Source organism: Chitinophaga filiformis (assembly GCF_023100805.1).
GTDB classification, from domain to species: domain Bacteria; phylum Bacteroidota; class Bacteroidia; order Chitinophagales; family Chitinophagaceae; genus Chitinophaga; species Chitinophaga filiformis_B.
In genome coordinates this window covers 7707722-7730187 of sequence record NZ_CP095855.1, presented here as the reverse complement: position 1 = coordinate 7730187, position 22466 = coordinate 7707722, and the positions used below count along the sequence as shown (strand labels likewise).

General features: G+C 48.5%; 17 protein-coding genes. 11 read left to right on the top strand and 6 right to left on the bottom strand.

What is annotated here, in order from left to right; translation table 11 throughout:
- Positions 1-40 precede the first annotated feature (40 nt).
- Complete coding sequence (locus MYF79_RS30190; protein ID WP_317233101.1) at positions 41-4912, bottom strand: PKD domain-containing protein; 4872 nt, start codon at positions 4910-4912, stop codon at positions 41-43.
- A gap of 221 nt (positions 4913-5133) precedes the next feature.
- Here MYF79_RS30190 and MYF79_RS30175 point away from each other — a divergent pair, with 221 nt between their 5' ends.
- Positions 5134-5802 carry a rhodanese-like domain-containing protein gene (locus tag MYF79_RS30175; RefSeq protein WP_247811560.1) on the top strand — a complete coding sequence of 223 codons (669 nt, stop codon included), beginning with the start codon at positions 5134-5136 and terminating at the stop codon, positions 5800-5802.
- Here the strand turns inward: MYF79_RS30175 and MYF79_RS30170 are convergent.
- Entirely contained in the window at positions 5797-7311 is a 1515-nt protein-coding gene (locus tag MYF79_RS30170; protein WP_247811559.1) for a carboxypeptidase M32, read from the bottom strand. The genes MYF79_RS30175 and MYF79_RS30170 overlap by 6 nt on opposite strands.
- Positions 7312-7353: 42 nt before the next feature.
- On the opposite strand from MYF79_RS30170, the gene MYF79_RS30165 reads away from it, so the two are divergent.
- From MYF79_RS30165 to MYF79_RS30145, 5 genes are all read left to right on the top strand, one after another.
- Entirely contained in the window at positions 7354-8448 is a 1095-nt protein-coding gene (locus tag MYF79_RS30165; RefSeq protein ID WP_247811558.1) for a Nif3-like dinuclear metal center hexameric protein, read from the top strand.
- Between the two features lie 8 nt (positions 8449-8456).
- Positions 8457-9209: a zinc ribbon domain-containing protein gene (locus MYF79_RS30160; RefSeq protein ID WP_247811557.1), complete on the top strand. Its 753-nt coding sequence runs from the start codon at positions 8457-8459 to the stop codon at positions 9207-9209.
- A gap of 146 nt (positions 9210-9355) precedes the next feature.
- Positions 9356-10843 carry a tetratricopeptide repeat protein gene (locus MYF79_RS30155; RefSeq protein WP_247811556.1) on the top strand — a complete coding sequence of 496 codons (1488 nt, stop codon included), beginning with the start codon at positions 9356-9358 and terminating at the stop codon, positions 10841-10843.
- Between the two features lie 88 nt (positions 10844-10931).
- Positions 10932-12581: a DNA repair protein RecN gene (gene recN / locus MYF79_RS30150; protein WP_247811555.1), complete on the top strand. Its 1650-nt coding sequence runs from the start codon at positions 10932-10934 to the stop codon at positions 12579-12581.
- An 81-nt stretch (positions 12582-12662) separates the two neighbouring features.
- The gene (locus MYF79_RS30145) at positions 12663-13475 is read left to right on the top strand and encodes an enoyl-ACP reductase (RefSeq protein WP_199653208.1); all 813 of its coding nucleotides are present in this window, start codon (positions 12663-12665) and stop codon (positions 13473-13475) included.
- 1043 nt (positions 13476-14518) lie between these two features.
- Here MYF79_RS30145 and MYF79_RS30140 read toward each other — a convergent pair.
- The gene (locus MYF79_RS30140; protein ID WP_012794455.1) at positions 14519-14740 is read right to left on the bottom strand and encodes a DUF2795 domain-containing protein; all 222 of its coding nucleotides are present in this window, start codon (positions 14738-14740) and stop codon (positions 14519-14521) included.
- 99 nt (positions 14741-14839) lie between these two features.
- Between MYF79_RS30140 and MYF79_RS30135 the strand changes: the two genes are divergently transcribed.
- Positions 14840-15502 (top strand): ABC transporter ATP-binding protein, encoded by a 663-nt coding sequence (locus MYF79_RS30135; protein WP_247815101.1) that lies wholly within the window; start codon positions 14840-14842, stop codon positions 15500-15502.
- A gap of 70 nt (positions 15503-15572) precedes the next feature.
- Here the strand turns inward: MYF79_RS30135 and MYF79_RS30130 are convergent, their stop codons facing one another.
- The 3 genes from MYF79_RS30130 to gatC are packed head-to-tail and all read right to left on the bottom strand — an operon-like array spanning position 15573 to position 17189.
- Positions 15573-16136 carry a cob(I)yrinic acid a,c-diamide adenosyltransferase gene (locus tag MYF79_RS30130; protein ID WP_247811554.1) on the bottom strand — a complete coding sequence of 188 codons (564 nt, stop codon included), beginning with the start codon at positions 16134-16136 and terminating at the stop codon, positions 15573-15575.
- A gap of 11 nt (positions 16137-16147) precedes the next feature.
- Positions 16148-16873 carry an ABC transporter ATP-binding protein gene (locus tag MYF79_RS30125; protein ID WP_247811553.1) on the bottom strand — a complete coding sequence of 242 codons (726 nt, stop codon included), beginning with the start codon at positions 16871-16873 and terminating at the stop codon, positions 16148-16150.
- 25 nt (positions 16874-16898) lie between these two features.
- Positions 16899-17189 carry an Asp-tRNA(Asn)/Glu-tRNA(Gln) amidotransferase subunit GatC gene (gene gatC, locus MYF79_RS30120; RefSeq protein WP_199653205.1) on the bottom strand — a complete coding sequence of 97 codons (291 nt, stop codon included), beginning with the start codon at positions 17187-17189 and terminating at the stop codon, positions 16899-16901.
- Between the two features lie 108 nt (positions 17190-17297).
- Here gatC and trpS point away from each other — a divergent pair, with 108 nt between their 5' ends.
- The 4 genes from trpS to MYF79_RS30100 all read left to right on the top strand — a co-directional run bounded on the left by trpS (position 17298) and on the right by MYF79_RS30100 (position 22358).
- The gene (trpS, locus tag MYF79_RS30115; RefSeq protein WP_247811552.1) at positions 17298-18302 is read left to right on the top strand and encodes a tryptophan--tRNA ligase; all 1005 of its coding nucleotides are present in this window, start codon (positions 17298-17300) and stop codon (positions 18300-18302) included.
- Between the two features lie 143 nt (positions 18303-18445).
- Positions 18446-19081, top strand: coding sequence for a deoxynucleoside kinase (locus MYF79_RS30110; RefSeq protein WP_199653203.1), 636 nt, complete (start codon positions 18446-18448; stop codon positions 19079-19081).
- Between the two features lie 149 nt (positions 19082-19230).
- On the top strand, positions 19231-20049 hold the full coding sequence (locus tag MYF79_RS30105; RefSeq protein ID WP_247811551.1) for a hypothetical protein: 819 nt from the start codon (positions 19231-19233) through the stop codon (positions 20047-20049).
- Positions 20046-22358 carry a ComEA family DNA-binding protein gene (locus MYF79_RS30100; RefSeq protein WP_247811550.1) on the top strand — a complete coding sequence of 771 codons (2313 nt, stop codon included), beginning with the start codon at positions 20046-20048 and terminating at the stop codon, positions 22356-22358. Before MYF79_RS30105 ends, MYF79_RS30100 begins: the two co-directional genes overlap by 4 nt.
- Positions 22359-22466: the final 108 nt, after the last annotated feature.

Here is a 22466-nt window from a genome sequence, read left to right as displayed (position 1 = left end):
TAATATTCATATGGTTTTGATGAATGCTGGCAGGTATGGCTTACCTGACCAGCATTACATTTCCTTTAAGGGTGAAAGTTTCGTTTGAGTCGCAAACCAGTTCTGCTACGTAAATGAACACGTCCGGATTCACTGGCTGGCCATTCACACGACCATCCCATCCATATGCCGGATCTTCTACACTAAAGTTGGTCCTTTCAAATATCTGCTGGCCCCAACGGTTGTATATCCTGAAAGACTTGACAGTTTTTACGCCCTTACCCCTGATGTAGAAGATGTCGTTTGCGCCGTCACTGTTCGGTGTGAATGTGTTCGGCAGGAAGATAGCGCTCGATGAACATACCAGGCTGATGGTAACATCGTCAAGGGTGGTACAGCCATAAGCGTTTGTCACTTTTACATGATAGGTGGTGTTTTCTCTTGGTGTAGCTATCGGTGTGAGGCAGTCCACGCAACTCAGCGAGTTGGCCGGCCACCATTCTATTTGTGTAATATCGCTGCTGCCCGTTACCGGTAACTGTACCACTGTACCGGTCGGCACTTCCATATCCGCACCTGCATTCACAACAGGAGCAGGATGTACGGTCACGGTGGCAGACAAGGTATCGGTAAAGCAATTATCGTTGCCGAAGCCTACTACCTGGTAGGTAATGGTAGAATCGGGAGTAGCCAGCGGGTTGGCAATATCCGACTTATTCAGGCCTGTGGCGGGGATCCATTTATAACTAACTGCACCTTCTGCATGTAACTGTACGGCTCCTCCCGGACAGATATCCCCGTCATTTACGCCCTGCATGGTGAATGGCTGTGATACGGTTACCTTCACATCTCCTTCTGCGCTGCAACCGGCGGTGTTCACCACTACTATATGATAGGTAGTGTCCATATCAGGTGTGACAACCGGAGAAGCACTTTTGACGTCGGAAATGTTATAGTCTGTCCAGGTAATGTCCACACCAGCCTGCGTATTTGCCTGCAATGTAACAGACTGGCCGCGGCAGATGCTGGCAGCAACCGGCGTTGGCGACAGGGTTGGGAAGTCCATTATCTGTACATTCTGGGTGGCGGTATCGCTACAGATGCCGCTGGCAGTGGTGATGATCAATTGTGCCGGGTAAGTGCCTGCCTGTGGATAAGTAATGGCCGGCGGTGTCTGTACATTGTATTGCTGATTGTTGGCGGTCCAGTTCCAGGTAGTACCTGGCAGGTTCCTCGTGTCTGTTCCCACCAGCTGTATCGGCTGACCGACGCAGACAGGTGTAACCGGCGCTATCTGGGCGTCAGGTTTTGCTTCTATCTCTATCTGCATGGTGGTATCCTTCACGCAGCCATAATAGCTGGTAGTTGTCAATGTTACGGTATATGTACCCGGTGCAGTATAAATGAAAGTCGGGTTAGGAATGGTGGACACGTCGTCTGTGCGGCCAGACACACCAAAGTCCCATGCATAGGTAGCGGCCAGGCTGTCGGCCATAGAAACGCCTTTGGTGGAATCGCTGAATACTACGGTTCCTCCATCGCAGGCCTGGGTCACATCTGCACTGAAGGCAGGGGTGATCCTGTCTACCGTTATTTTCGGATTGCCTGCTGCAGGTACTGTACATCCACGCGCATCTTCCAGCAATACTACCGGGTAGTATATCCCTTCTTTCTGGTAAGTATAGGATGGAGAAGCAGGAGTGGTGGTACGTACGGAATAACCGTCCCCGAAGTCCCATATGAAGCGCTGTGCAGTGGCTGATACAGCTGTCATGGAAGCCGTCAGCGGCCAGCAACCTGATTGAGGCGTTACGGTAAAGGTACCGTCAGGACCTGCTATGACGATGTCTTTCGGTCCTGCAACAGGGCTGGCGCAACCACCTTCAGAATAAACCGTTAAGGTAACAGGGAAGGTGCCAGGCCTGATATAGTTATGTAAAGGATTGTCTTCGTCTGATGCGCTACCGTCTCCGAAATCCCATGAAGTCTTCACGTAATCGGTAGAGCGGTTGGTGAACTGTACCTGTACCGGCGGACAGATATCTCCCGCTACATTCGGGAAGGTAAAGTCAGCGATCGGATTAGGCACTTTCAGGAAGTCAGTTACAGATACGTTAGCAGTACAACCGTTCGGGCTTGTTATATCCAGTGTCACAGTATATGTTCCGGGTGCGGTGTAAATATGCGCCGGATCCCTGTCTGTGCTGGTACCGCCATCTCCGAATGTCCATGCATAGGTCAGTGGCTCAGTCACAGAAGAGTTATCAAACTGGAACGGTACATTCAGACAGGCAATATTGCTTTTTGCGCTAAAGCCGGCTGTGATGTCGGGAATGACAACCTGCTGGATAGATGTGTCCTGACAACCTGTGTTGTCCACTACTGTGAGTATTACCTGGAAGGTATCAGTTACGCTGTAAGTATGGGTGATGCCCAGTGGCTGGGTATTATAAACTACCGGAGCTGTACCGTCACCAAAATCGAATGTCCAGGAAACGATCGTATTGCCGGCGCGGGTGGTAGACTGGTCGTTAAATGTAACCGGCTGGTCTTTACACTGGCGCGGATCGATAGTGAAATTTGATACAGAACCGTTTACCTCCACTCTCAGTGGATCGGAAACGTGCGGACAACCATTCACGTCATTGGCTGTGTACACAACATCGTAAGAGCCTGCATTTCTGTAAGTAACCACCGGTCTGCTGGTACCGCTACCGGTTCTTCCATCTCCGAAATTCCATCTGAAGGAAGTGATGGTACCGGGAGGGAAAGGATCTACGCTGAGTGATGTAGAAGTACCCAGGCAAAGCACATTCGGGGTAGCGTGGATCACCGGTTTTAGTGTGATCACCCTTACTATGGCCGAGAAAGTGGAGGTACAGGTACCGTTGGATACGCTCAGCACAACAGTGTAAGTACCATCTGCAGTATAGGTATGTGAAGGAGACGGTATATTAGCGGTGGTACCATCGCCGAAGTCCCATGAATAGGTGCCAACAGGGCCGGTTCCCCAGTTGGTTTCATCAGTAAATACGCGCACGAAAGGATTGGCGCAATCAACAGTGCCTATCGCGAAGTCAGCTATCGGCGCAAGTGTTTCAATATAGTCGGTTTTCGTCACTGATCGTGAGCAACCATTATTGGTAACGGTCAGTGTCACATCGTGCATACCGATGGTATTGAAAACATAGGTAGGATTTCTAACCGCAGAAGTGCCTGCAGCGCTACCGTTCTCCTCAAATGTCCACTGGTATGTCAGGCCGGCTACAGCAGGTGTAGAGAGATCGGTAAACCTGAATATTGTTGGCTGGCAACCCTGTGTCGCATCGACGGTGAAGTCAACATTGATAGGACTGCCGGCTCTTACATCGTAGGTGGCTGTCTGTGTACAACCTGTCTGGGTGGTAATGGTCAGGTTGACAGTATAGCGGCCCTGCGTATTGTACACATGTGATGGGGTAGCAGCGGTAGAAGTGGTACCGTCTCCAAAATCCCACAGATATGAAACTACAGGGTCAGGGCTTACGATGGTGGTGCCGAAAGTTGCATTCAGCGGTATACAACCTCTGCTGGTACCGGTGATGGCAAGTGTCGGCTTCTTTATGGTAATTGAATTAACGGCAGAATCTATACATCCCCCGGCACTTGTAGCTATCACTTTCACATTGTAGGTACCCTCTGCCGCGAAGCTGTGTACGGGGTTCTGTAAGTTGCTGGTAGTGCCATCTGCAAAATCCCATGCCCAGCTGGTAGCGCCGGCGCCGGAAGTGGTGAACCGTACATTGGCCGGCACAGCGCAGGCGGCTGTCGGGTTCATGGTGAAATTGATGGTCGGCGGAGCTGAAATAGTGAAGTTCCTTGTAACGGTAGCCTCACAGCCATCCGCTGAGATAGATTTCAGTGTAACGGAATAGGGCCCCGCTACAGTGAAGCTTTTTACGGCGTTTATTGAGTTCTGTACAGTACCATCAGAGAAAGTCCATGTAGCAGATACGGGAGCCGGTAGCGTCGTGTTGGTGAAGGTTGCACTGGCATTGGTACACGCCTGCTGAATGGTAAAATTTGCTGTGGCAGTAGTTACGGTGATATATCTTGGCGCAGTATAGGTTTGCGAACAACCGTCTGCAGTGGTGGCCGTCAGTTTTACGTCAAACGTTCCTGTGCCGGTATAATCATGGCTTGGATGCTGGGCCGTACTGGTAGTCCCGTCACCAAAATCCCATAAATAGCTAATGGCCGGTGGAGCGCCCACTGTATTTACACTGGTAGTATTGGTAAAATTGACAGTCGTTGGTATACGGCATCCTCCCTGGTTGTTGCTTGTAAATGATACCTGCGGGCTAGCCTTTATCTGCAGCGTTGTTGATCCGCTGTTTGTACAGCCAAAACTGTTGGTAACAATTGACGTGGCCACAATGCTGCCTCCCTTGTCGTACGTGTGGGAGGTAGTAGAACCGGTAGCTCCGTTACCGTCCCCGAAGTCCCAGCTGATGCTCGAGATGCTGCCATCTCCGGCTGTTGACTGGTCGGTGAATGTTACATTCAGCGGCGTACAATTAGTCACCGGCGAGGTAGCAAAAGCAACCGTCGGCTTATTGTATACACTCACCACATGTTGGGTGGAACTTACCTGCCCGTTGGGGAAAGTAACCGTAAGTGTCACTGTGAAATTGCCAGGTCGGTTAAAAGAACGTGTTGGATTCCATAATGTGGATGTTGCGCCTCCGTCCCCGAAGTCCCAGGAGGCTGAACCGACGGGGCTGGACTGATTTAAAAATTGAACGAACACTGCTCCGCAACCACTCCAGTTGTCGGCGGTAAAAGCTACAGTGTTCTGCGCTTGCGCTTTTGCGCCTGAAAGCAGAAAAAGCACTATAAAGCATGACAGAGCATACCAGAAGTGCGTAAATTGGCGTAGGTACTGGTGTTTCATTTTCCGGATATGGCCGTTGTCTATTGGACGTCAGCACAGGGTGAAAAATAAAGTGTAAAAAATAATAAATAAAAATAATACGAATAAATGCTGATCCGTAAAAATTAAAACGTAAACTTTGCACAAACAGTTCAGGGGCTGTCCCAGTAACACAAGTTATTCCAACTCAGCACTTAACGAACAATTACGGATGCACAAGCTCAACAATATATAGCAAAAATATGATTTATAAATATTATACATACGTGGCCCTGGTAGGTTTACTTATTTCAGTAGTGAGTAGTGTAAGCGGGCAGCAGGTCGATGTGCCTGTATTTCAGCAGTCTATAGAAAAAAAAGATGCACAGGTATTTGATGTAAGGACAGCCGGAGAATTTAATACCGGTCATTTGCATCATGCATTGCAGGCTGATTATACGAAAAAACCAGAGTTCCTCGAACGGGTAAAGTACCTTGACAAACAACAAACTATATACGTGTATTGTTTAAGCGGCGGGAGAAGCGCCGCAGCGGCAAAGTGGATGCGGGAAAATGGTTTCAGGGAGGTCATTGAGCTCAAAGGAGGGATCAATGCCTGGAAGCAGGCCGGATTGCCTGTGGAAGGTGCGGCAGACCAGCAGCAGATGAGCGTAGATACTTTCCACAACGCCATAGCCACCGGTGAGGTGCTGGTAGATGTGGGCGCTGAATGGTGCCCTCCCTGCCGGAAAATGGAGCCTGTTATACAGGCATATCTGAAAGAAAACAGGAAAGTACGCCTGCTGAAGGTGGACGGAGGGCGTGACCGTGAGGTGATGCAGGCTATAAACGCCACTTCCCTGCCTACTTTTATTCTTTACAGGGATGGCAGGGAAGTGTGGCGGAAACAGGGTGTATATGACAAGTTATAGGCCGTAGATGTCACCGAACTTTTGGGTGGCATACTCCAGGAAGTATTTGAAATTCAAGGGCTCACCGGTTATTTTCTCACACAGTTCATTCGAAGTATAGTAGCGGCCATGCCGGTGCACCTGCTGGCGTAACCAGTTGAGCAGGGCATCGTATTTACCGCCGGCGATCTGCCCGGTCAGTCCGGGGATCTGCTGTTGTGCAGTCGTAAAGAACTGTGCTGCATAAAAACTGCCGAGGGAATAGGTGGGAAAATAACCGAAGCTGCCATGCGACCAGTGGATATCCTGTAAAACACCCTGGGTGTCGTTAGGAACCGTTACATGCAAGAATTCCTTATAGTAGGAATTCCAGATTTCACGAAGGTCTTTCGTCTGGTAGGTTCCATCCAGTAATCCTTTCTCAATTTCGTATCTCACCATCACATGGAAATGATAGGTCAGTTCATCAGCTTCCGTACGGATAAGGGATGGCTGTACCAGGTTAATGGCCCTGTAAAAATCCTCCAGGCTTACATTGCCCAGGTTATCAGGGAATAACTGCTGCAACTGCGGGTAATGATGCTGCCAGAATACCAGGCTGCGGCCCACATTATTCTCCCATAACCTGGATTGTGATTCATGGATGCCCAGGCTGGCCGCCTCACCGGCCGGTAATCCGTAAGCGGCTGTATCAAGTCCCTGTTCATACAGGGCATGGCCTCCTTCATGAATACAGCTCCAGGTCATATTCCCGAAGTCATTTTCATCGATACGGGTGGTCACCCTTACGTCCTGGGGACTGAAGCTGGTCGTGAACGGATGTTCTGACACGTCCTGCCGTCCCGCCGCCATATCGTAGCCCATGGCTTTCAGCAATTGTATGCCGAATTCCCACTGACGGTTCCTGTCATAATGAAGGTGCAGGAAGTCCTTCTTCACCTGTGGCCTTTGTTCAATACTACGCAGCAAAGGAGTCAGCGCTGTTTTAACATCGCTGAATATCTTATCCAGCATGGAAGTGGTAGCCCCCTTCTCGTACTCGTTGAGCAGGGCATTGTAAGGATGGCCTTCATAACCCAGGATGTCGGCTTCCCGTCGTTTCAGTTCCACCATCCTGTTCAACACCGGCTGAAAAACAGCATAGTTGCCTTCTTTCCGGGCATTGATCCAGGCATGATAACATTCATTGGTGGTTTGCGACATTTCTGCCACAAAGCTGGCAGGGTATTTTTTATTCTTCTGGTAATCTTCCAGCGACAAAGTAATGTTCTTTGCGGCTACGGTATCCAGTGTTTGTTTTTCCTTGTCAAGAGTTTCCAGCAGGTCTCCCAGCTGCGGGGAAGTGAACAATTCATGCGCAAGGGAGCTGAGGGTTGTGATCTGTTGCCCGCGGAAGGCGGCTCCTTTCTCCGGCAGGTAGGTTTCCTGGTCCCAGCTAAGTACGGCAATCGCATTCCGGATATCTGCGATCTGTTGCATCTTTCCCTTATAGGCTTCGTATTGGCTTACTGTAGATGAGGTCTGTGCCATGCTTTTGATTTTGTGCAAAAGTAGGGGTAAATTACCGTCGATATGAAGATCAGGAATATAACCAATACTATAGCGGCATTCGCGCCATTACAATACCAGGAAAGTTATGACAACGCCGGACTGCTCTTTGGCAGCCCCGATTGGGAGCTTACCGGTGTGTTGCTGACGCTGGATGCTACCGAAGCCGTAATAGACGAGGCGATTGCCAGGAAATGTAACCTGGTGGTGGCCCATCATCCCATTGTCTTCGGCGGACTGAAAAAGATCAATGGTAATAACTATGTGGAAAGGGTGGCTATTAAAGCCATCAAAAATGACATCGCTGTTTATGCCGCCCATACCAACCTCGATAATGTAAGGAACGGGGTCTGTGAGATGATGGCGCGGAAGCTGGCCTTGCAGCATTGCAGTGTATTATCGCCCAAGAGAGAGTTGCTGCGCAAGCTTTATACATTTGTGCCACAGGCAGATGCCGAAAAGGTACGCACTGCCCTCTTTGCAGCCGGTGCCGGACATATTGGCGCTTACAGCGAGTGTAGTTACAATGGAGAAGGTACAGGGACTTTCAGGGGAGGAGAAGGCACCAATCCCTATGTGGGCAAGGTGGGAGAACGTCACTACGAAGCGGAAACAAAGGTAGAGGTGATATTTCCTGTATATTTGGAACAATATGTGATAAAGGCATTACATGACAGTCATCCGTATGAAGAAGTGGCCTACGATATCGTGAAGCTGGAAAATGCATATGGAGAGGTAGGCTCGGGGCTGGTCGGATACCTGAAAGAGCCGATGGACGAGGAAACTTTCCTGCGCTGGGTGAAACAGCAGTTCGACACGGGATGTGTGAGGTATACGCCACTGAGGGGAAGGCCCGTTAAAAAAGTGGCTCTTTGCGGGGGAGCGGGCAGTTTTCTCCTGAAAAAGGCAATATCAGCAGGGGCAGATGCCTATATTTCAGCCGACTTTAAATACCATGAATTTTTCGATGCTGAAAATCAAATAGTTATAGCGGATGTAGGACATTTCGAGAGCGAGCAGTTTACGGTTGAATTATTTTATCATATATTGACCGAAAAATTCCCTAATTTTGCGCCTCTTAAATCTACAATTCGTACAAATCCGGTAAATTACTTATAAAAACATACATGGCTACTGTAAAAGAATACTCCGTAGAAGAAAAATTGGCGTCTGTACTTAGGCTACAGAAGATGGACTCCAGACTGGATGAGATCCAGGTGTTGAAGGGAGAGTTGCCAATGGAAGTAAAGGATCTGGAAGATGAGATCGAAGGGCTGAACACCCGTTTGTCTCATGTAGAGGACGAAATCCGTGGCATCCAGGACTTTATTGCCAACAAGAAGGCGGCGATTAAAGAGTCAGAGGCCCTGATGAAGAAATACGAGAAGCAACAGGATAACGTTAAGAATAATCGTGAGTTCGAAGCTATCACCAAAGAGATCGAAATGCAGTCGCTGGAGATCAAACTGGCTGAGAAGCATATTAAAGATGCGAACGAAGAGGTGAAGGACAAGAGCCGTAACCTGGATAGCGCCAAGAGACTGATCGCTGACAAGGAGGCTAACCTGAAGCACAAGAAAGGTGAGCTGGAAAAGATCATCGCTGAGACCGAGAAAGAAGAGAAAGCTTTCCGCAAGCAGAGCGACGAAGCCCGCACCAAAGTAGAAGCCCGTTTACTGGCAGCTTACGAGAAGATCCGCACCAACTACCGCAATGGTCTGGCTGTGGTGACCATCTCCCGCGATTCCTGTGGGGGTTGTTTCAACGCTATTCCTCCTCAACGCCAGGCTGAGATCCGTCAGCGTAAGAAGATCATCGTTTGCGAGCATTGTGGCCGTATCCTGGTTGATAATGACCTGGACGCAACCGTGACTATCTAATAGTGCGATATACCTCATTTAAATAATATAGCAAAGTCCCGGCTTTATGCCGGGACTTTTACATTCAGGCCGGAAAGGAAGTGTTAAAATTTGGTTTGGAATTTGGTTAGATAGGCCCGGAGTTAATAATCAGATATCTTTGTTTCATGCGCACATCATTCCTGCTGGCATTCATTTTAAGTATTTCGTTTTCGGTAACAGCACGGCAAAAGGTTTTCGACTTCAATATCCGTTGTCAGCAAGCCTATGACGCTATCATGCAGCTGCGCCTCGACGCCGGAACTGCCCTGTTGGAAGAGGAGAAAAAGGCGAACCCCGACAACCTCATCCCGTATTTCCTGGAAAATTATACAGATTTCTTTACGCTCTTCTTTAATGAAGACCCGGCATTGTATGCGCAGAGAAAGCCTCTGAGGGCCGAACGGCTTGCACGCATGGAAGAAGGGCCTTCCAACTCACCTTATTATCTCTACACCCAGGCAGCGATCCGTTTCCAGTGGGGAATGATCCGTGTAAAGTTTAGTGAACGCTGGGATGCCGTATGGGACATCCGTAAGGCATACCTGTTGTTAAAAGACAACCAGAAGAAATTTCCCCAGTTCCTGCCCAACAACATGCTGGCGGGATCTATGCAAACTGTTTTTGGTACCATTCCTGAAGGTTTCCGCTGGATATCCAATACACTTGGCATGAAAGGAAGCATCCGTGAAGGTATGCAGCTGGTGCAGCAGGTGATAGACAGTAATACGGAAGTGGCCAGGTTATTCAGAGAGGAAGCCTGTTATTATTACTGCTACCTGAAATTGTTCATAGAGAACAAGCCGGAAGACGTATGGGGGTTTATCCAGAAGTATAAGCTGGATACGAAGAATAACTACCTCTTTGCCCTGATGGTGGCCAATATTGCGATGAATAACCAGAAGGCCTCATTGGGTATTAAAGTGCTGACAGAGCGCAATGACAGTGTACAGTATGAAGAGATCCCGTATGTATATTACCTGCTGGGACAATTGAAACTGTGCCGGCAGGATGAAGATGCCAATGTCTATCTGCTGAAATTCGTTGACCGGTTTAAAGGAAAGTTTTACCTCAAGGAAGGGCTGCAACGCCTTAGCTGGTATTATTACCTGCATGGTAATATGGATGCCGCCAATAAATACCGTAACATGATCCTCAGCAGGGGAAATACGGAAACCGATGCAGACAAGCAGGCATTAAAAGACGCCAAAAGCGGTAAATGGCCGAATGCACTTTTACTAAAGGCCCGTTTGCTGAGCGATGGCGGTTATTTCCAGGATGCGCTGAAATTGTTGCAAACGAAGAAGGCAGCTGATTTCGGGTCAATGGAAGAAAAGCTGGAATATGCTTACCGCCTGGGGCGTATCTATGATGAAATGGGCCAGGACGACAATGCCATTATCATGTATGAGGTAACGGTGAGAACGGGAGCCAACAGGCCGGAATACTTTGCGGCGAGAGCTTCTTTACAGATGGGATATATCTACGAGAAAAGGAATGATAAGACGAAGGCGCAGAAATGCTACCAGGCCTGTCTGGATATGAAAGGACACGACTATAAAAATTCACTCGATCAGCGGGCGAAGGCAGGCTTGCAACGTTTAAATGGTGGTTGAGCCTGTCACTACGCAAATACAGTTCGTAATATGTGTATTAATTTGCGGAATAATCCAATGTGATATATTCGTATTTCCAATACTCCTTATGCTACAGAAACTAACTATCAAGAATTACGCGATCATTGACCACCTGGAGGTGGATTTCTCCGGTAACCTGAATGTAATTACGGGGGAAACAGGGGCCGGTAAGTCGATCGTGCTGGGTGCATTGTCATTAATATTGGGAGAGCGTGCTGACCCTGGAATGCTGCTTGACAAAGAAGCAAAGTGTGTGATAGAGGGTGCATTTAAAGTTAAAAAATCGCAGGTGGCGGCTTTCTTTCAGCAGTACGAGCTGGATATGGAAGATCAGCTGATCATCCGCAGGGAGATCAGTGCTGCCGGGAAGTCGCGTGCATTTGTCAATGATACACCTGTTAATCTGAACCAGCTTACAGAGTTAAGCCAGTACCTGGTAGACCTCCATCAGCAGTTTGATACGCTGGAACTGGAAAAGTCCGATTTCCAGCGCGAAGTACTCGATGCGCTGGTAAACCAGCCTGCGGTAATGCAACAATACCAGCAGCAGTTCCAGCGCTATTCACAGGTACAGCGACAGCTGAAGCAGCTGAAAGACCAGCGGGACAGCGCCAATAAGGAGCTGGACTATAATAAGTTCCTGCTCGATGAGCTGTCGGATGCGGCATTCGCATCTAACGAGATCGAAGAGCTGGACGCAGAACTGAAGGTATTAAGCCATGCGGAAGAGATCCGTAACACGCTGAGCCGTGTATATTTCCAGCTGAATGAAGATGAACAACCCATCCTTCAGCAACTGAAACAGATACAGTCTTCCATACAGGCCCTGGCAGCTTTCCATAAAGACGCTCCGGCGGTAGCGCAAAGGCTGCAGTCGGCCTATGTGGAACTACAGGATATTTCGTCAGAAATAGGCCATATGAACGATCAGGTGCAGTTTGATGGTGCCCGTATAGAGTTGGTGAACGAAAGGCTGTCAACAGGCTATAAACTGCTGAAAAAGCATGGTGTGCAGACAACGGCAGAACTGTTACAGATCCAGGAGAAGCTGACCAATAGCGTGGAAGGTGCACTGAACATGGATGAAAAGCTGGCAGCCCTGGAAGCTGAACTGGAAGTATTGCGGGCCGACCTGCAGCAGCAGGCTGATACGATCACGGCTGCACGTGTGGCAGCTGCGGGGCCTTTTGAAGAAAAGGTGAACGCCCTGCTGGCACAGGTAGGTATGCCGAATGCCCGCCTGAAGGCCTCCATTGCACAGGGAGGGCTGAACCCTTACGGACAGGACACTATCGAATTCCTCTTCGACGCCAATAAAAGCGGACAATTCGCGCCAATCAGGAAGGTGGCCTCCGGTGGTGAGCTGAGCAGGTTGATGTTATGCATCAAATCGCTGGTAGCCCGGTCAGTAGCCCTGCCAACCCTGATATTCGACGAAATTGATACTGGTATCTCCGGGGAAGCGGCCCGTCAGGTCAGTTTTATCATGGAAGATATGGCCCGCGGTCACCAGATCATCTGCATCACCCACCAGCCGCAGATTGCCGGCAAGGCAGACGCCCACTACTTTGTGTTCAAGGACGCCCGTGATGGTAAGGTAACTACCAATGTGAGGCTGCTGACAAGGGAAGAGCGCATCAATAAAATTGCCCAGATGCTGAGCGGGGAGAAGCCTACGGCAGCGGCGCTGGAAAATGCAAGGGAGCTGGTGAAATAGCTAATCAATTGATCGCTTTTCAATTAATCTTTTTTTTTCAACTATAACAGCTATTTTTGCCGAAATTAATTTTTGAACCCAATGGCTCATAACTTATTAAAAGGAAAAAAAGGTATCATATTTGGTGCGTTGGACGAGAAGTCTATGGCTTGGAGCACAGCATTACGTTGTGTGGAAGAAGGCGCCGAAATTGTGCTGACCAATGCTCCTATAGCATTACGTATGGGAGAGATCAACAAACTGGCTGAATTGTGTAAGGCTCCTGTTATACCCGCTGATGTTACCAATATGGATGATCTGAAAAACCTTTTCACTAAATCCATGGAGCATTTTGGCGGCAAAATAGATTTCGTACTGCACTCTGTGGGTATGAGTATCAATATGCGTAAAGGCAGATCTTATACCGACCTGGATTACGATTTCTCTCACAAAACATTCGACATTTCTGCTATGTCCCTGCACCGTGTACTGCAGACTGCATACCAGCTGGATGCTTTGAATGAATGGGCTTCTGTAGTAGCGCTGACTTACATCGCTGCCCAGAGAGTGTTCCCTGACTACAGCGAAATGGCAGATGCCAAATCCATGCTGGAGTCAGTAGCACGCAGCTTCGGTTACCACTATGGTTTCAAGAAGAAAGTACGTGTGAACACCATCTCCCAGTCTCCTACCAAAACAACTGCCGGTAGCGGTGTGAAAGGTTTCGATGGTTTCATTGGCTATGCAGAAAAAATGAGCCCGCTGGGTAACGCTACCGCACAACAGTGTGCTGACTATTGTATCGCAATGTTCTCTGACCTGACCAAAATGGTAACTATGCAGAACCTGTTCCATGATGGTGGTTTCTCATTTACCGGTGTATCCGCAGAGGTAATTGAGCAGATGGAAAAATAATCAAGTCGTATAACATAATTGAAGAGCCGTGAAGAGGAATACTCCTTTTCACGGCTTCTTTATTTATAATCCGGTCCTGACCGATGTGGTTGCGCCAAACGTCATCAACAAAACGGCAATAGACGCCGTCAGGAGTCCCGGTGTTTATAGCCCGGGGTGACAACCACGGGACCCGTGTGCAGGTGACAACCGGGGACGCCATATGCGGGAACAACCCGGCCCATATACGGTCGCCGTGTATATCCATTTATAACAAACGTCATCAACAAACGGCAATAGACTCCGTCAGGAGTCCTGTGTTTGTAGCCCGGGGTGGCAACCCCGGGACCCGTGTGCAGGTGACAACCCCGGGACCCGTGTGCAGGTGACAACCGGGGACGCCATATGCGGGAACAACCCGGCCCATATACGGGTGCCACGTACATCCATTTATAACAAACATCATCAACAAACGGCAATAGACTCCGTCAGGAGTCCCGTGTTTGTAGCCCGGGGTGACAACCCCGGGGCCCCGTGTGCAGGTGACAACCCCGGGATCCGTGTACAGGTGACAACCGGGGACGCCATATGCGGGAACAACCCCGGCCCATATACGGTTGCCACGTATATCTATTTATAACAAACGTCATTAACAAACGACAATAGACTCCGTCAGGAGTCCCGTGTTTGTAGCCCGGGGTGACAACCCCGGGGGCCCGTGTGCAGGTGACAACCCCGGGCCCCGTGTGCAGGTGACAACCCCGGGGGCCCCGGCATAACACATACCAACACCGTTTTTCACACAGGTTGAATGAATCATCCGCGGCAAATGATACCTACATAATTTAATTACATGAAAACACACCTGGGTTCCAGATGCGTAGTGAGGAAAAGGACATCTTTTCGGGGCATACAATTCCAGTTCACTCCGTGCTGCTACTACTGATCATGTATGATATTACTGATCAGGATATAAAAAAAGCCGTTCCTCCTAAGAAAAGGAACGGCTAAACTTTTTAAGCATAGGCGAATTGCTGAGGCAACAATAATGGAAAATAATCCGTCTAATACTCATCTTCGTTGAAGAAAAAGTCGTCTTGCGACGGGTAATCAGACCAAATATCTTCTATTCCCTCATAAATTTCCCCCTCGTCTTCCAGTTCCTGCAGGTTCTCTATCACTTCAATCGGTGCACCGGAGCGGATGGCGTAATCTATTAATTCGTCTTTCGTAGCTGGCCATGGAGCATCCTCCAGGTATGAAGCTAATTCTAAGGTCCAGTACATGTTATCGAAATTTTTACTTTCTGAATTTTCGCAAAAGTATTATTTAATTTGAAATAAACAACTATTACTATTTTAAAGGTTAATTACTTTTCTTTGAGTATGCTAACCGCACGCAATCTTACCAAAAATTATTCCAACTTACACGTCCTGAAAGGTGTAAGCATATCTGTATCCAAAGGGGAGATCGTTACTATCGTAGGGTCTTCCGGTGCTGGCAAAAGTACGCTTTTGCATATACTCGGAACGCTGGATACCCCCAGTTCCGGCGAAATCTGGCTGAATAACACTAACCTGGGACTGCTGAAAGGGAACGCATTGGCTGATTTCAGGAACAAACATATGGGTTTCATCTTTCAGTTTCACCACCTTTTACCGGAGTTTACTGCTTTAGAAAACGTCTGTATCCCCGGGTATATTGCGGGTACCCGCAAAGCGGCGGTAAAAGAAAGGGCAGCCTTCCTGCTGGAGACCCTGGGCCTGTCAGACAGGCTGGAACACAAGCCCAACCAGTTATCGGGAGGGGAGCAGCAGCGCGTGGCGGTAGCCAGGGCCCTGATCAACCAGCCGGATATTGTCATGGCCGACGAACCTACGGGCAACCTGGACTCTAAAAATGCCCGGGAACTGCATCAGCTGTTCATTGAATTGCGGGATAAGTTCCAGCAGACCTTTATCATTGTTACCCACAACGAAGAGCTTGCTCCGATGAGCGACAGGCAATTGGTAATGAAAGACGGGGGAATAGTAGGGGAGCAGTCATAGCCTTCAAGTCCGGGACAAAGGCTGGGTAACGGCTGGTCAAAGGCTGGTTAAGGCACGGATAAAACGTACTTTACATCCTTGCCTTCCAGGGTATTTCCGCCACCTGTAACTGGTGCCCTGCCCAGCGGGCCAGTACAAACAGATAATCGCTCAGCCGGTTCAGATATTGCAGCACCAGCGGTTCAATGAACTGCTGCTGCTCCTGCAGTCCCACACAGAGGCGCTCCGCCCTGCGGCATACACAGCGCGCAATATGGCAGGTAGATACTGTTACATGGCCACCGGGAATAATGAATGACTTCATTTCCGGCAACACTTCATTCATCTTATCTATATTATTTTCCAGCAATGTAATATCGGCCGCATGGAGGTCGGGAATACGCATTTTGGTATCCTTCTCTGGATCGCAGGCCAGGGAAGAGCCGATCGTAAAAAGACGGTCCTGGATCTCCCGCAGCAGGGTCACCGTATCGTCATAGGCAGACAGGTGGTCGCTTACCAGGCCAATGTAGGAATTGAGCTCGTCTACTGTACCGTAGGCGTCTATGCGAAGGTCACTTTTAGGCACTTTGGTACCTCCGATCAGGGCTGTTTTACCCTGATCGCCTGTTTTGGTGTAGATCTTAAATGACATCAGTGAACGGTTTACTGATTGGATTTTACGGTGTCTTCGAGTACTTCCTCATTCTTCCTGTCAGACTCTATCAGGCCGTCACGAAGGCGCACTACGCGGCGGGCATGGGCTGCTATATCCTCCTCATGGGTTACAAGCACCACCGTATTGCCGGAAGCATGTATTTTTCCGAATATTTCCATGATCTCAATAGAGGTCTTGGTATCCAGGTTACCGGTAGGTTCATCTGCCAGTATCAGGGACGGATCATTGACCAGGGCGCGGGCAATGGCCACACGCTGACACTGACCACCGGAAAGTTCATTGGGTTTATGTTTGTAACGCTGTCCAAGACCTACCCTTTCCAGCATGAACCGGGCTTTGTCTTCCCGTTCCTTTTTGGAGATACCGGCATAGATCAGTGGAACGGCCACGTTTTCCAGTGCGCTGAGACGTGGCATCAGGTTGAACTGCTGGAATACGAACCCGATCTCCTTGTTGCGTACCCTTGCCAGGGCATCATCTTCCATTTTGCTTACGTCATGACCACTCAGTATATACCTGCCGCTGGTAGGCGTATCAAGGCAGCCCAGCATGTTCATGAGCGTGGATTTGCCGGAGCCTGAAGGGCCCATCAGCGCTACGTACTCATTTTTAAAAATGTCCAGGTCAATACCTTTCAGTACGGGTAGTTCATTTTTGCCAATGAAGTAGCTTTTACGGATATGTTCCAAATGGATGACGGAATTTGGGCGCATAGATTTATAGCATTACAAGGTTGATCTATTTCTTGATAACTTTCGGCACTTTGAAATATTGCTCGTTGGCAGCGGGGGCATTCTTTAAAGCTTCTTCCCGGGTTATGGAAGGGACTACAGTATCTTCTCTCAGCACGTTTCTGTCCGCCGTCAGATGTAATAATGGTTTTACGTGAGTTGTGTCCAGCTCATTCAGTTTCTCCACAAAGGTGATCATCCGCTGAAGATCTCCCTGGATCTCTTTTTTCTCCTGTTCGCTGAATTCGAGCCTTGCCAGGTCTGCCAGTTGCTGTACCAGCATCTCATTCACTTCCATAAATCAAATTAAATGAAAAAATAATAAATATTGGACATGGTCCGCGTTAAAGTTACCTTAAATAGTCGATAGTCCATAATGGGCAAATTCCTTATTTTGCACCCCATTATGGCTACATCAAAAGAAATAGTGGTGAGCGGTATCCGCTCCACCGGGTATTTACACTTAGGCAATTATTTTGGCGCTATCCGCAACTACATCAGGATGCAGGAAACATTCAACTGTTATTTTTTTGTAGCTGACTGGCATTCCCTTACCACCCATCCTGATCCTAAAGACCTGCGCGCCAATGTTTTCCGCGTGCTGGCAGAAAATATTGCGTCCGGCCTGGACCCTGAAAAGGTGGCCCTGTACGTACAGAGCGACGTTCCCGAGATCGCAGAACTGTATCTGTTACTCAATATGATGGCTTATAAGGGGGAACTTGAAAAAGTACCCACCTTTAAAGATAAAGTGCGCCTGCAGCCGGAAAATGTGAACGCAGGGCTGCTGACTTATCCTGTACTGATGAGTGCAGATATACTCATTCATCGTGCTGTGAAAGTACCGGTAGGTAAAGATCAGGAACAGCACCTGGAAATGGCACGCAATTATGCACAGCGTTTCAACAACCGTTATGGTGAGCTGTTCCCTGAACCTGTAGCATTCAACTTTGGAGATAACCTTGTTAAGATACCGAGTTTGGATGGCAAGGGTAAAATGAGTAAGAGCGAAAACCAGATGGCTACGCTGTACCTTTCAGACTCAGATGAACTGATCCGGGAAAAAATGAAAAAAGCGAAGACTGACAGCGGAACCGGAGGACCAGGATCGCCCATGCCGGAAACAATAGAAAACCTCTTCCTGCTGATGGAACAGGTAAGCACCCCGGATGTGATCAAGCATTTCCGCGATACCTACGATAATCAGACTATCCGTTACGGAGATATGAAAAAGCAATTGGGAGATGACATGGTGAATTTTATCGCCCCCATCAGGGAGAAAGCATTCGCTTTACAGAACGATCCGACTTACCTGAACCGTATCATGAAAGAAGGCGCGGAAAAAGCCAGGGAAAGTGCGGCACAAACTTTGCAACAAGCGAGGAAACTCATTGGAATTCACTACTATTAATCACTCGTTATAATGCCGCATGGCAAGTGGTAGCAAGTTTTTTCGATTGATAACCAAATAATTTGTAAATTTTAGGTTGTCTACTAATTACTTGCTGCCACCAGCCGGCTGCAATTGAATGATTGGTGACCCCTGATATTATCATGGCAAAACAAAGCAAGATCAAACACATAGCTATAGCCGGAAACATTGGCGCCGGAAAAACCACACTGACTGAGCTGCTGTCAAAACACTATAAATGGGTGCCCCAGTTCGAAGATGTTGAGCATAATCCTTACCTCAATGATTTTTATGAAGATATGCCACGCTGGTCGTTCAACCTGCAGGTATACTTCCTGCACGGGCGTCTGAAACAGCTACTCGATATCCAGAATGGAAATGAGATCGTGATCCAGGACCGTACCATCTACGAAGATGCGCACATCTTTGCGCCCAACCTGTATGAAATGGGACTGATGACCAAGCGCGATTTCGATAATTATTTCAACTTCTTCGAAACGCTGAAGTCCATGGTAAAACCGCCGGACCTGCTCATCTATCTGCGTGCATCTGTGCCTACACTGGTAGCACAGATCCAGAAAAGAGGAAGGGAATATGAAGAAAATATCCGCCTGGATTACCTGAAAAGACTGAACGAATATTATAACAACTGGATAGAAAAATATTCGGAAGGACCGCTGCTGATCATAGATATCGACAAGAATAAATTCCCGGAAAGCGAAGAAGATCTGGGTGAGATCATATCAAAAATAGACTCTCAGTTATATGGTCTGTTCTGATCATTACGATATAGTTTTTTTAAATAAAGATTAATTTCCTAATATTGTCTCCTCACACATGTGAGGAGATTTTTGTTTGTTAACACGTTGACCCGCACCACGTAACATTCCCCTTGAAAAACTAACTAATCCACAATCATTTTAAGCAAATGAAAAAAATCATTGCGACCATTGCCTGTACAATGTGCACGGCAGTTATCTGCGCACAACTTGTTTGGCTGTCTGTCGATAAGCAGCCCTTTGCCGGTACCTATAGCCGGAACTTCCATCACTTATTGACCGCCCTGCAAAACCAGGCTGCGCTGGCCTATATACCTGTGGTGACTGCAGGGATAATCACAGAGCGGCGTTTCCTTTTAAAGGCCATTAGCACACATAATGCCGCATTGGCGGTGCCTGTCAGGCATGGTGGTTTTGGACTGCATTTACAGCAATCCGGATACACTGATTACAGGCGGCAGGTCATAGGCCTGTCATATGGCAGAACCCTGGGAGACCGCTTCAGTATTGGCATGCAGGCGGATTATCTGTCGGAGTTCATTCCGCAATACACCACAACGGCTACTGTTGTTTTTGAGCTGGGATGCCTCATGCATCTCACGTCACAGCTGCATATGGGATTACATGTATTTAATCCCACCGCAGGCAGCGCTCAAAGCCTGGGTAAAAATAAGGTGCCTGCTATTTACAGTGCCGGCCTGGGATATGAAGTAAGGCCTGCCTTTCTATTGAGTATAGCTGTAACACAGGAGACGGATGCTGCAACACTTACCAAAGTGATGTGTGAGTATCGTATTATAAAACAGTTGTCCCTGCAGCTTGGGATCTGTACTGATCCGCAGCTCAATAGTGCGGCTATTGGTATTTCACTGCAGCAGCTGTATATACAGCTTTCCGCGAGTCATCATCCGCAATTAGGGCTCACACCGGCAACCGCAATTGTATGGCAATTAAAGCGGCGGCAATGAGAATATTATCAAAGGGGCATTACATCTTCAGTTGCGTGCTGGTTAACGCGACAGCGAGGTTGTTGTCTGCAATCTGGCATTATAGGAAAAATCATGTTGATGCAACCGTTAAAGCGATGATGATGTCGTTGTCTGCGATGAGCTATTACAGCTGCAATAGCGATTGCCTGGCCATCAGCGTGACGAGGGCCTCAGCATCCATAAGCCGGTATGATCGCTGCCATTGCAATCGTGTGACTACTAAAGTAATGATGTCATCATTCATGGTAAGGTACCTGGACAGGAACTGCAAGCGGAGCTTAATGACAACAATAATACTACTTCTGCTCCTGTTCTTTTACGCAGACAGTTATGCTCAGCAGCCGGAGCCCGAAATGAGTGCCGTGGCCGAAAGCCGCCTGGAAGGATACGCAGCAAATGCGGATCATATACCTGAAGATGATGGTCACTGGCAACAGCTTCAGGGATATACACGCCGGAAAATTGACCTGAACACTGCCGATGTGAAAGCCCTGCAATCACTGGGCCTGTTGTCTCCCATTCAGATCCGCCAGTTCCTGGCATACCGGCAGCAAATGGGGAAGCTGCTCAGCATTTATGAACTACAGGCAGTACCCGGCTGGGACGAACCGCTGATCCGGAGCATATTACCTTATGTGCGTGCCGGCAGTGGACTGGAGCCGCAGTATACGTTGAAAGACTATTTGAAGAGAGGCGATCATACCCTGCTTTTCCGCTATGGCCGGCAACTGGAAACCAGCAGGGGATATCGGCATACCGACAGCACGGCTGCACATTACCTGGGCAGCCCTGACAGGTTGCTGCTGCGGTACCGGTATAATTTCCCCCGGTACATGAGCTGGGGACTTGTAATGGAGAAAGATGCAGGAGAAGCCTTCTTCAGGGGCGCCCAGCGCCAGGGGTTTGATTGCTACAACATACATGTGTTTATAAGACAGTATAAATGGATCAGGGCACTGGCCCTGGGCGACTTTACTGTGAACATGGGACAGGGCTTGCTGAACTGGCAGTCGCTGGCTTTTGGCAAAGGGGCTGCCGTCATGCAGGTGAAACGGGAAAGCGAACTGTTAAAGCCCTATGCCTCGGCGGGGGAATACAACTTCTACCGCGGTGCTGGTGTCACTTTAGCACAGGGAAAATGGGAGGGCACGGCATTCCTTTCTTCCCGCATGCTGGATGGCAGTATTACGGAGAATAGCGGCTATCACCGCTCCCTGGCAGAACTGGCTAAACGGCATACGCTGAAACAATTTACTTTAGGCGGCAACGTCACGGTAACAGGCCGGGACTGGAAAGCGGGATTTAATGTGATACAACATCAATTTTCCCGGCCAGTAGAGAAAGGTACGGCTCCCTACCAGCTTTTTGCGTTTGAAGGTAAGACACTGCAAGGCTTCAGTGCAGACTATGAAGCCAGCTGGAAAGGGCTGCATCTCTTTGGTGAAGGGGCTATGAGCGGCAATGGGAAAACAGCTTTCATCAGTGGTTTACTGGCCAGCCTTAGTGCAGATGTTGATATGGTGTTGCTTTACCGCAATTATAACAGGGCCTACCAATCTCTTTACGCAGATGCCTGGGGTGAGTTTTATAAACCTGTCAATGAGAACGGCATTTACACCGGGATCAGTCTGAAAGTGAATGCTCGTCTGAAAATAGAAGCCTATGCAGACCGCTTCCGTTTTCCCTGGCTGCAATACCGTTCATCGGCGCCGGGAGGCGGAAGGGACCTGCTGGCAACGGTAAGCTATACACCTGATAAACAAACGGAGATCTTTCTCCGCTACAATTACACCGTTAAACAGCAGGATGGGAAGGATGATGTATCCTTCCTGCCGCCGCCTGTACAGGTATACCATCAAAGCTGGCGACTGCAGGCAAAACTGGGAGCGAAAGGAGGCTTCACTGTAAAAAACAGGGTGGAGCTGAGCCGGCACAGGGTAGATGGTGCCGTGCAGCGGGGTTTTCTTCTGTTCCAGGAGCTGCTTTACCAGTGTACCCGCTGGCCGCTGCAATTATATGTAAGATATACCATGTTTGTAACGGGGGAGGCGGAGAGCATGTATGCCATTACATCGGGTATGCTGTATGAATATGGGGTATCCCGCCTGTCGGGGGAGGGGCATCAGTATCAGTGCCGCATACGCTGGAAAATGAAGAAAGGACTGACATACTGGTTACGCTATCAGCAAACAGTATATGGCGGGGTAAGCAGCATTGGAAATGGCTGGGATGAAGTAACAGGTAACAGGTCCAGGTTCATATATTGTCAGCTGCAATACTCATTTTAGGAAGGGAAAAGGAAACAATGTTAAATTTTATTCGATATTTATTTGGGAAATATAGATGTACATATGTTATTTTTTTTCTCTCTTAAAAAAAGGTTAAATTTTTCTTGG

What these genes read in the sequence shown, in the direction of transcription:
- MYF79_RS30190 (WP_317233101.1), bottom strand. Translation starts at nt 4,912, where the DNA reads ATGAAACACCAGTACCTACGCCAATTTACGCACTTCTGGTATGCTCTG.
- MYF79_RS30125 (WP_247811553.1), bottom strand. Translation starts at nt 16,873, where the DNA reads ATGCGCCCAAATTCCGTCATCCATTTGGAACATATCCGTAAAAGCTAC.
- MYF79_RS30140 (WP_012794455.1), bottom strand. Translation starts at nt 14,740, where the DNA reads ATGTACTGGACCTTAGAATTAGCTTCATACCTGGAGGATGCTCCATGG.
- MYF79_RS30155 (WP_247811556.1), top strand. Translation starts at nt 9,356, where the DNA reads ATGCGCACATCATTCCTGCTGGCATTCATTTTAAGTATTTCGTTTTCG.
- MYF79_RS30135 (WP_247815101.1), top strand. Translation starts at nt 14,840, where the DNA reads ATGCTAACCGCACGCAATCTTACCAAAAATTATTCCAACTTACACGTC.
- trpS (WP_247811552.1), top strand. Translation starts at nt 17,298, where the DNA reads ATGGCTACATCAAAAGAAATAGTGGTGAGCGGTATCCGCTCCACCGGG.
- MYF79_RS30130 (WP_247811554.1), bottom strand. Translation starts at nt 16,136, where the DNA reads ATGTCATTTAAGATCTACACCAAAACAGGCGATCAGGGTAAAACAGCC.
- MYF79_RS30145 (WP_199653208.1), top strand. Translation starts at nt 12,663, where the DNA reads ATGGCTCATAACTTATTAAAAGGAAAAAAAGGTATCATATTTGGTGCG.
- MYF79_RS30160 (WP_247811557.1), top strand. Translation starts at nt 8,457, where the DNA reads ATGGCTACTGTAAAAGAATACTCCGTAGAAGAAAAATTGGCGTCTGTA.
- MYF79_RS30100 (WP_247811550.1), top strand. Translation starts at nt 20,046, where the DNA reads ATGAGAATATTATCAAAGGGGCATTACATCTTCAGTTGCGTGCTGGTT.
- gatC (WP_199653205.1), bottom strand. Translation starts at nt 17,189, where the DNA reads ATGGAAGTGAATGAGATGCTGGTACAGCAACTGGCAGACCTGGCAAGG.
- MYF79_RS30175 (WP_247811560.1), top strand. Translation starts at nt 5,134, where the DNA reads ATGATTTATAAATATTATACATACGTGGCCCTGGTAGGTTTACTTATT.
- MYF79_RS30170 (WP_247811559.1), bottom strand. Translation starts at nt 7,311, where the DNA reads ATGGCACAGACCTCATCTACAGTAAGCCAATACGAAGCCTATAAGGGA.
- MYF79_RS30110 (WP_199653203.1), top strand. Translation starts at nt 18,446, where the DNA reads ATGGCAAAACAAAGCAAGATCAAACACATAGCTATAGCCGGAAACATT.
- recN (WP_247811555.1), top strand. Translation starts at nt 10,932, where the DNA reads ATGCTACAGAAACTAACTATCAAGAATTACGCGATCATTGACCACCTG.
- MYF79_RS30165 (WP_247811558.1), top strand. Translation starts at nt 7,354, where the DNA reads ATGAAGATCAGGAATATAACCAATACTATAGCGGCATTCGCGCCATTA.
- MYF79_RS30105 (WP_247811551.1), top strand. Translation starts at nt 19,231, where the DNA reads ATGAAAAAAATCATTGCGACCATTGCCTGTACAATGTGCACGGCAGTT.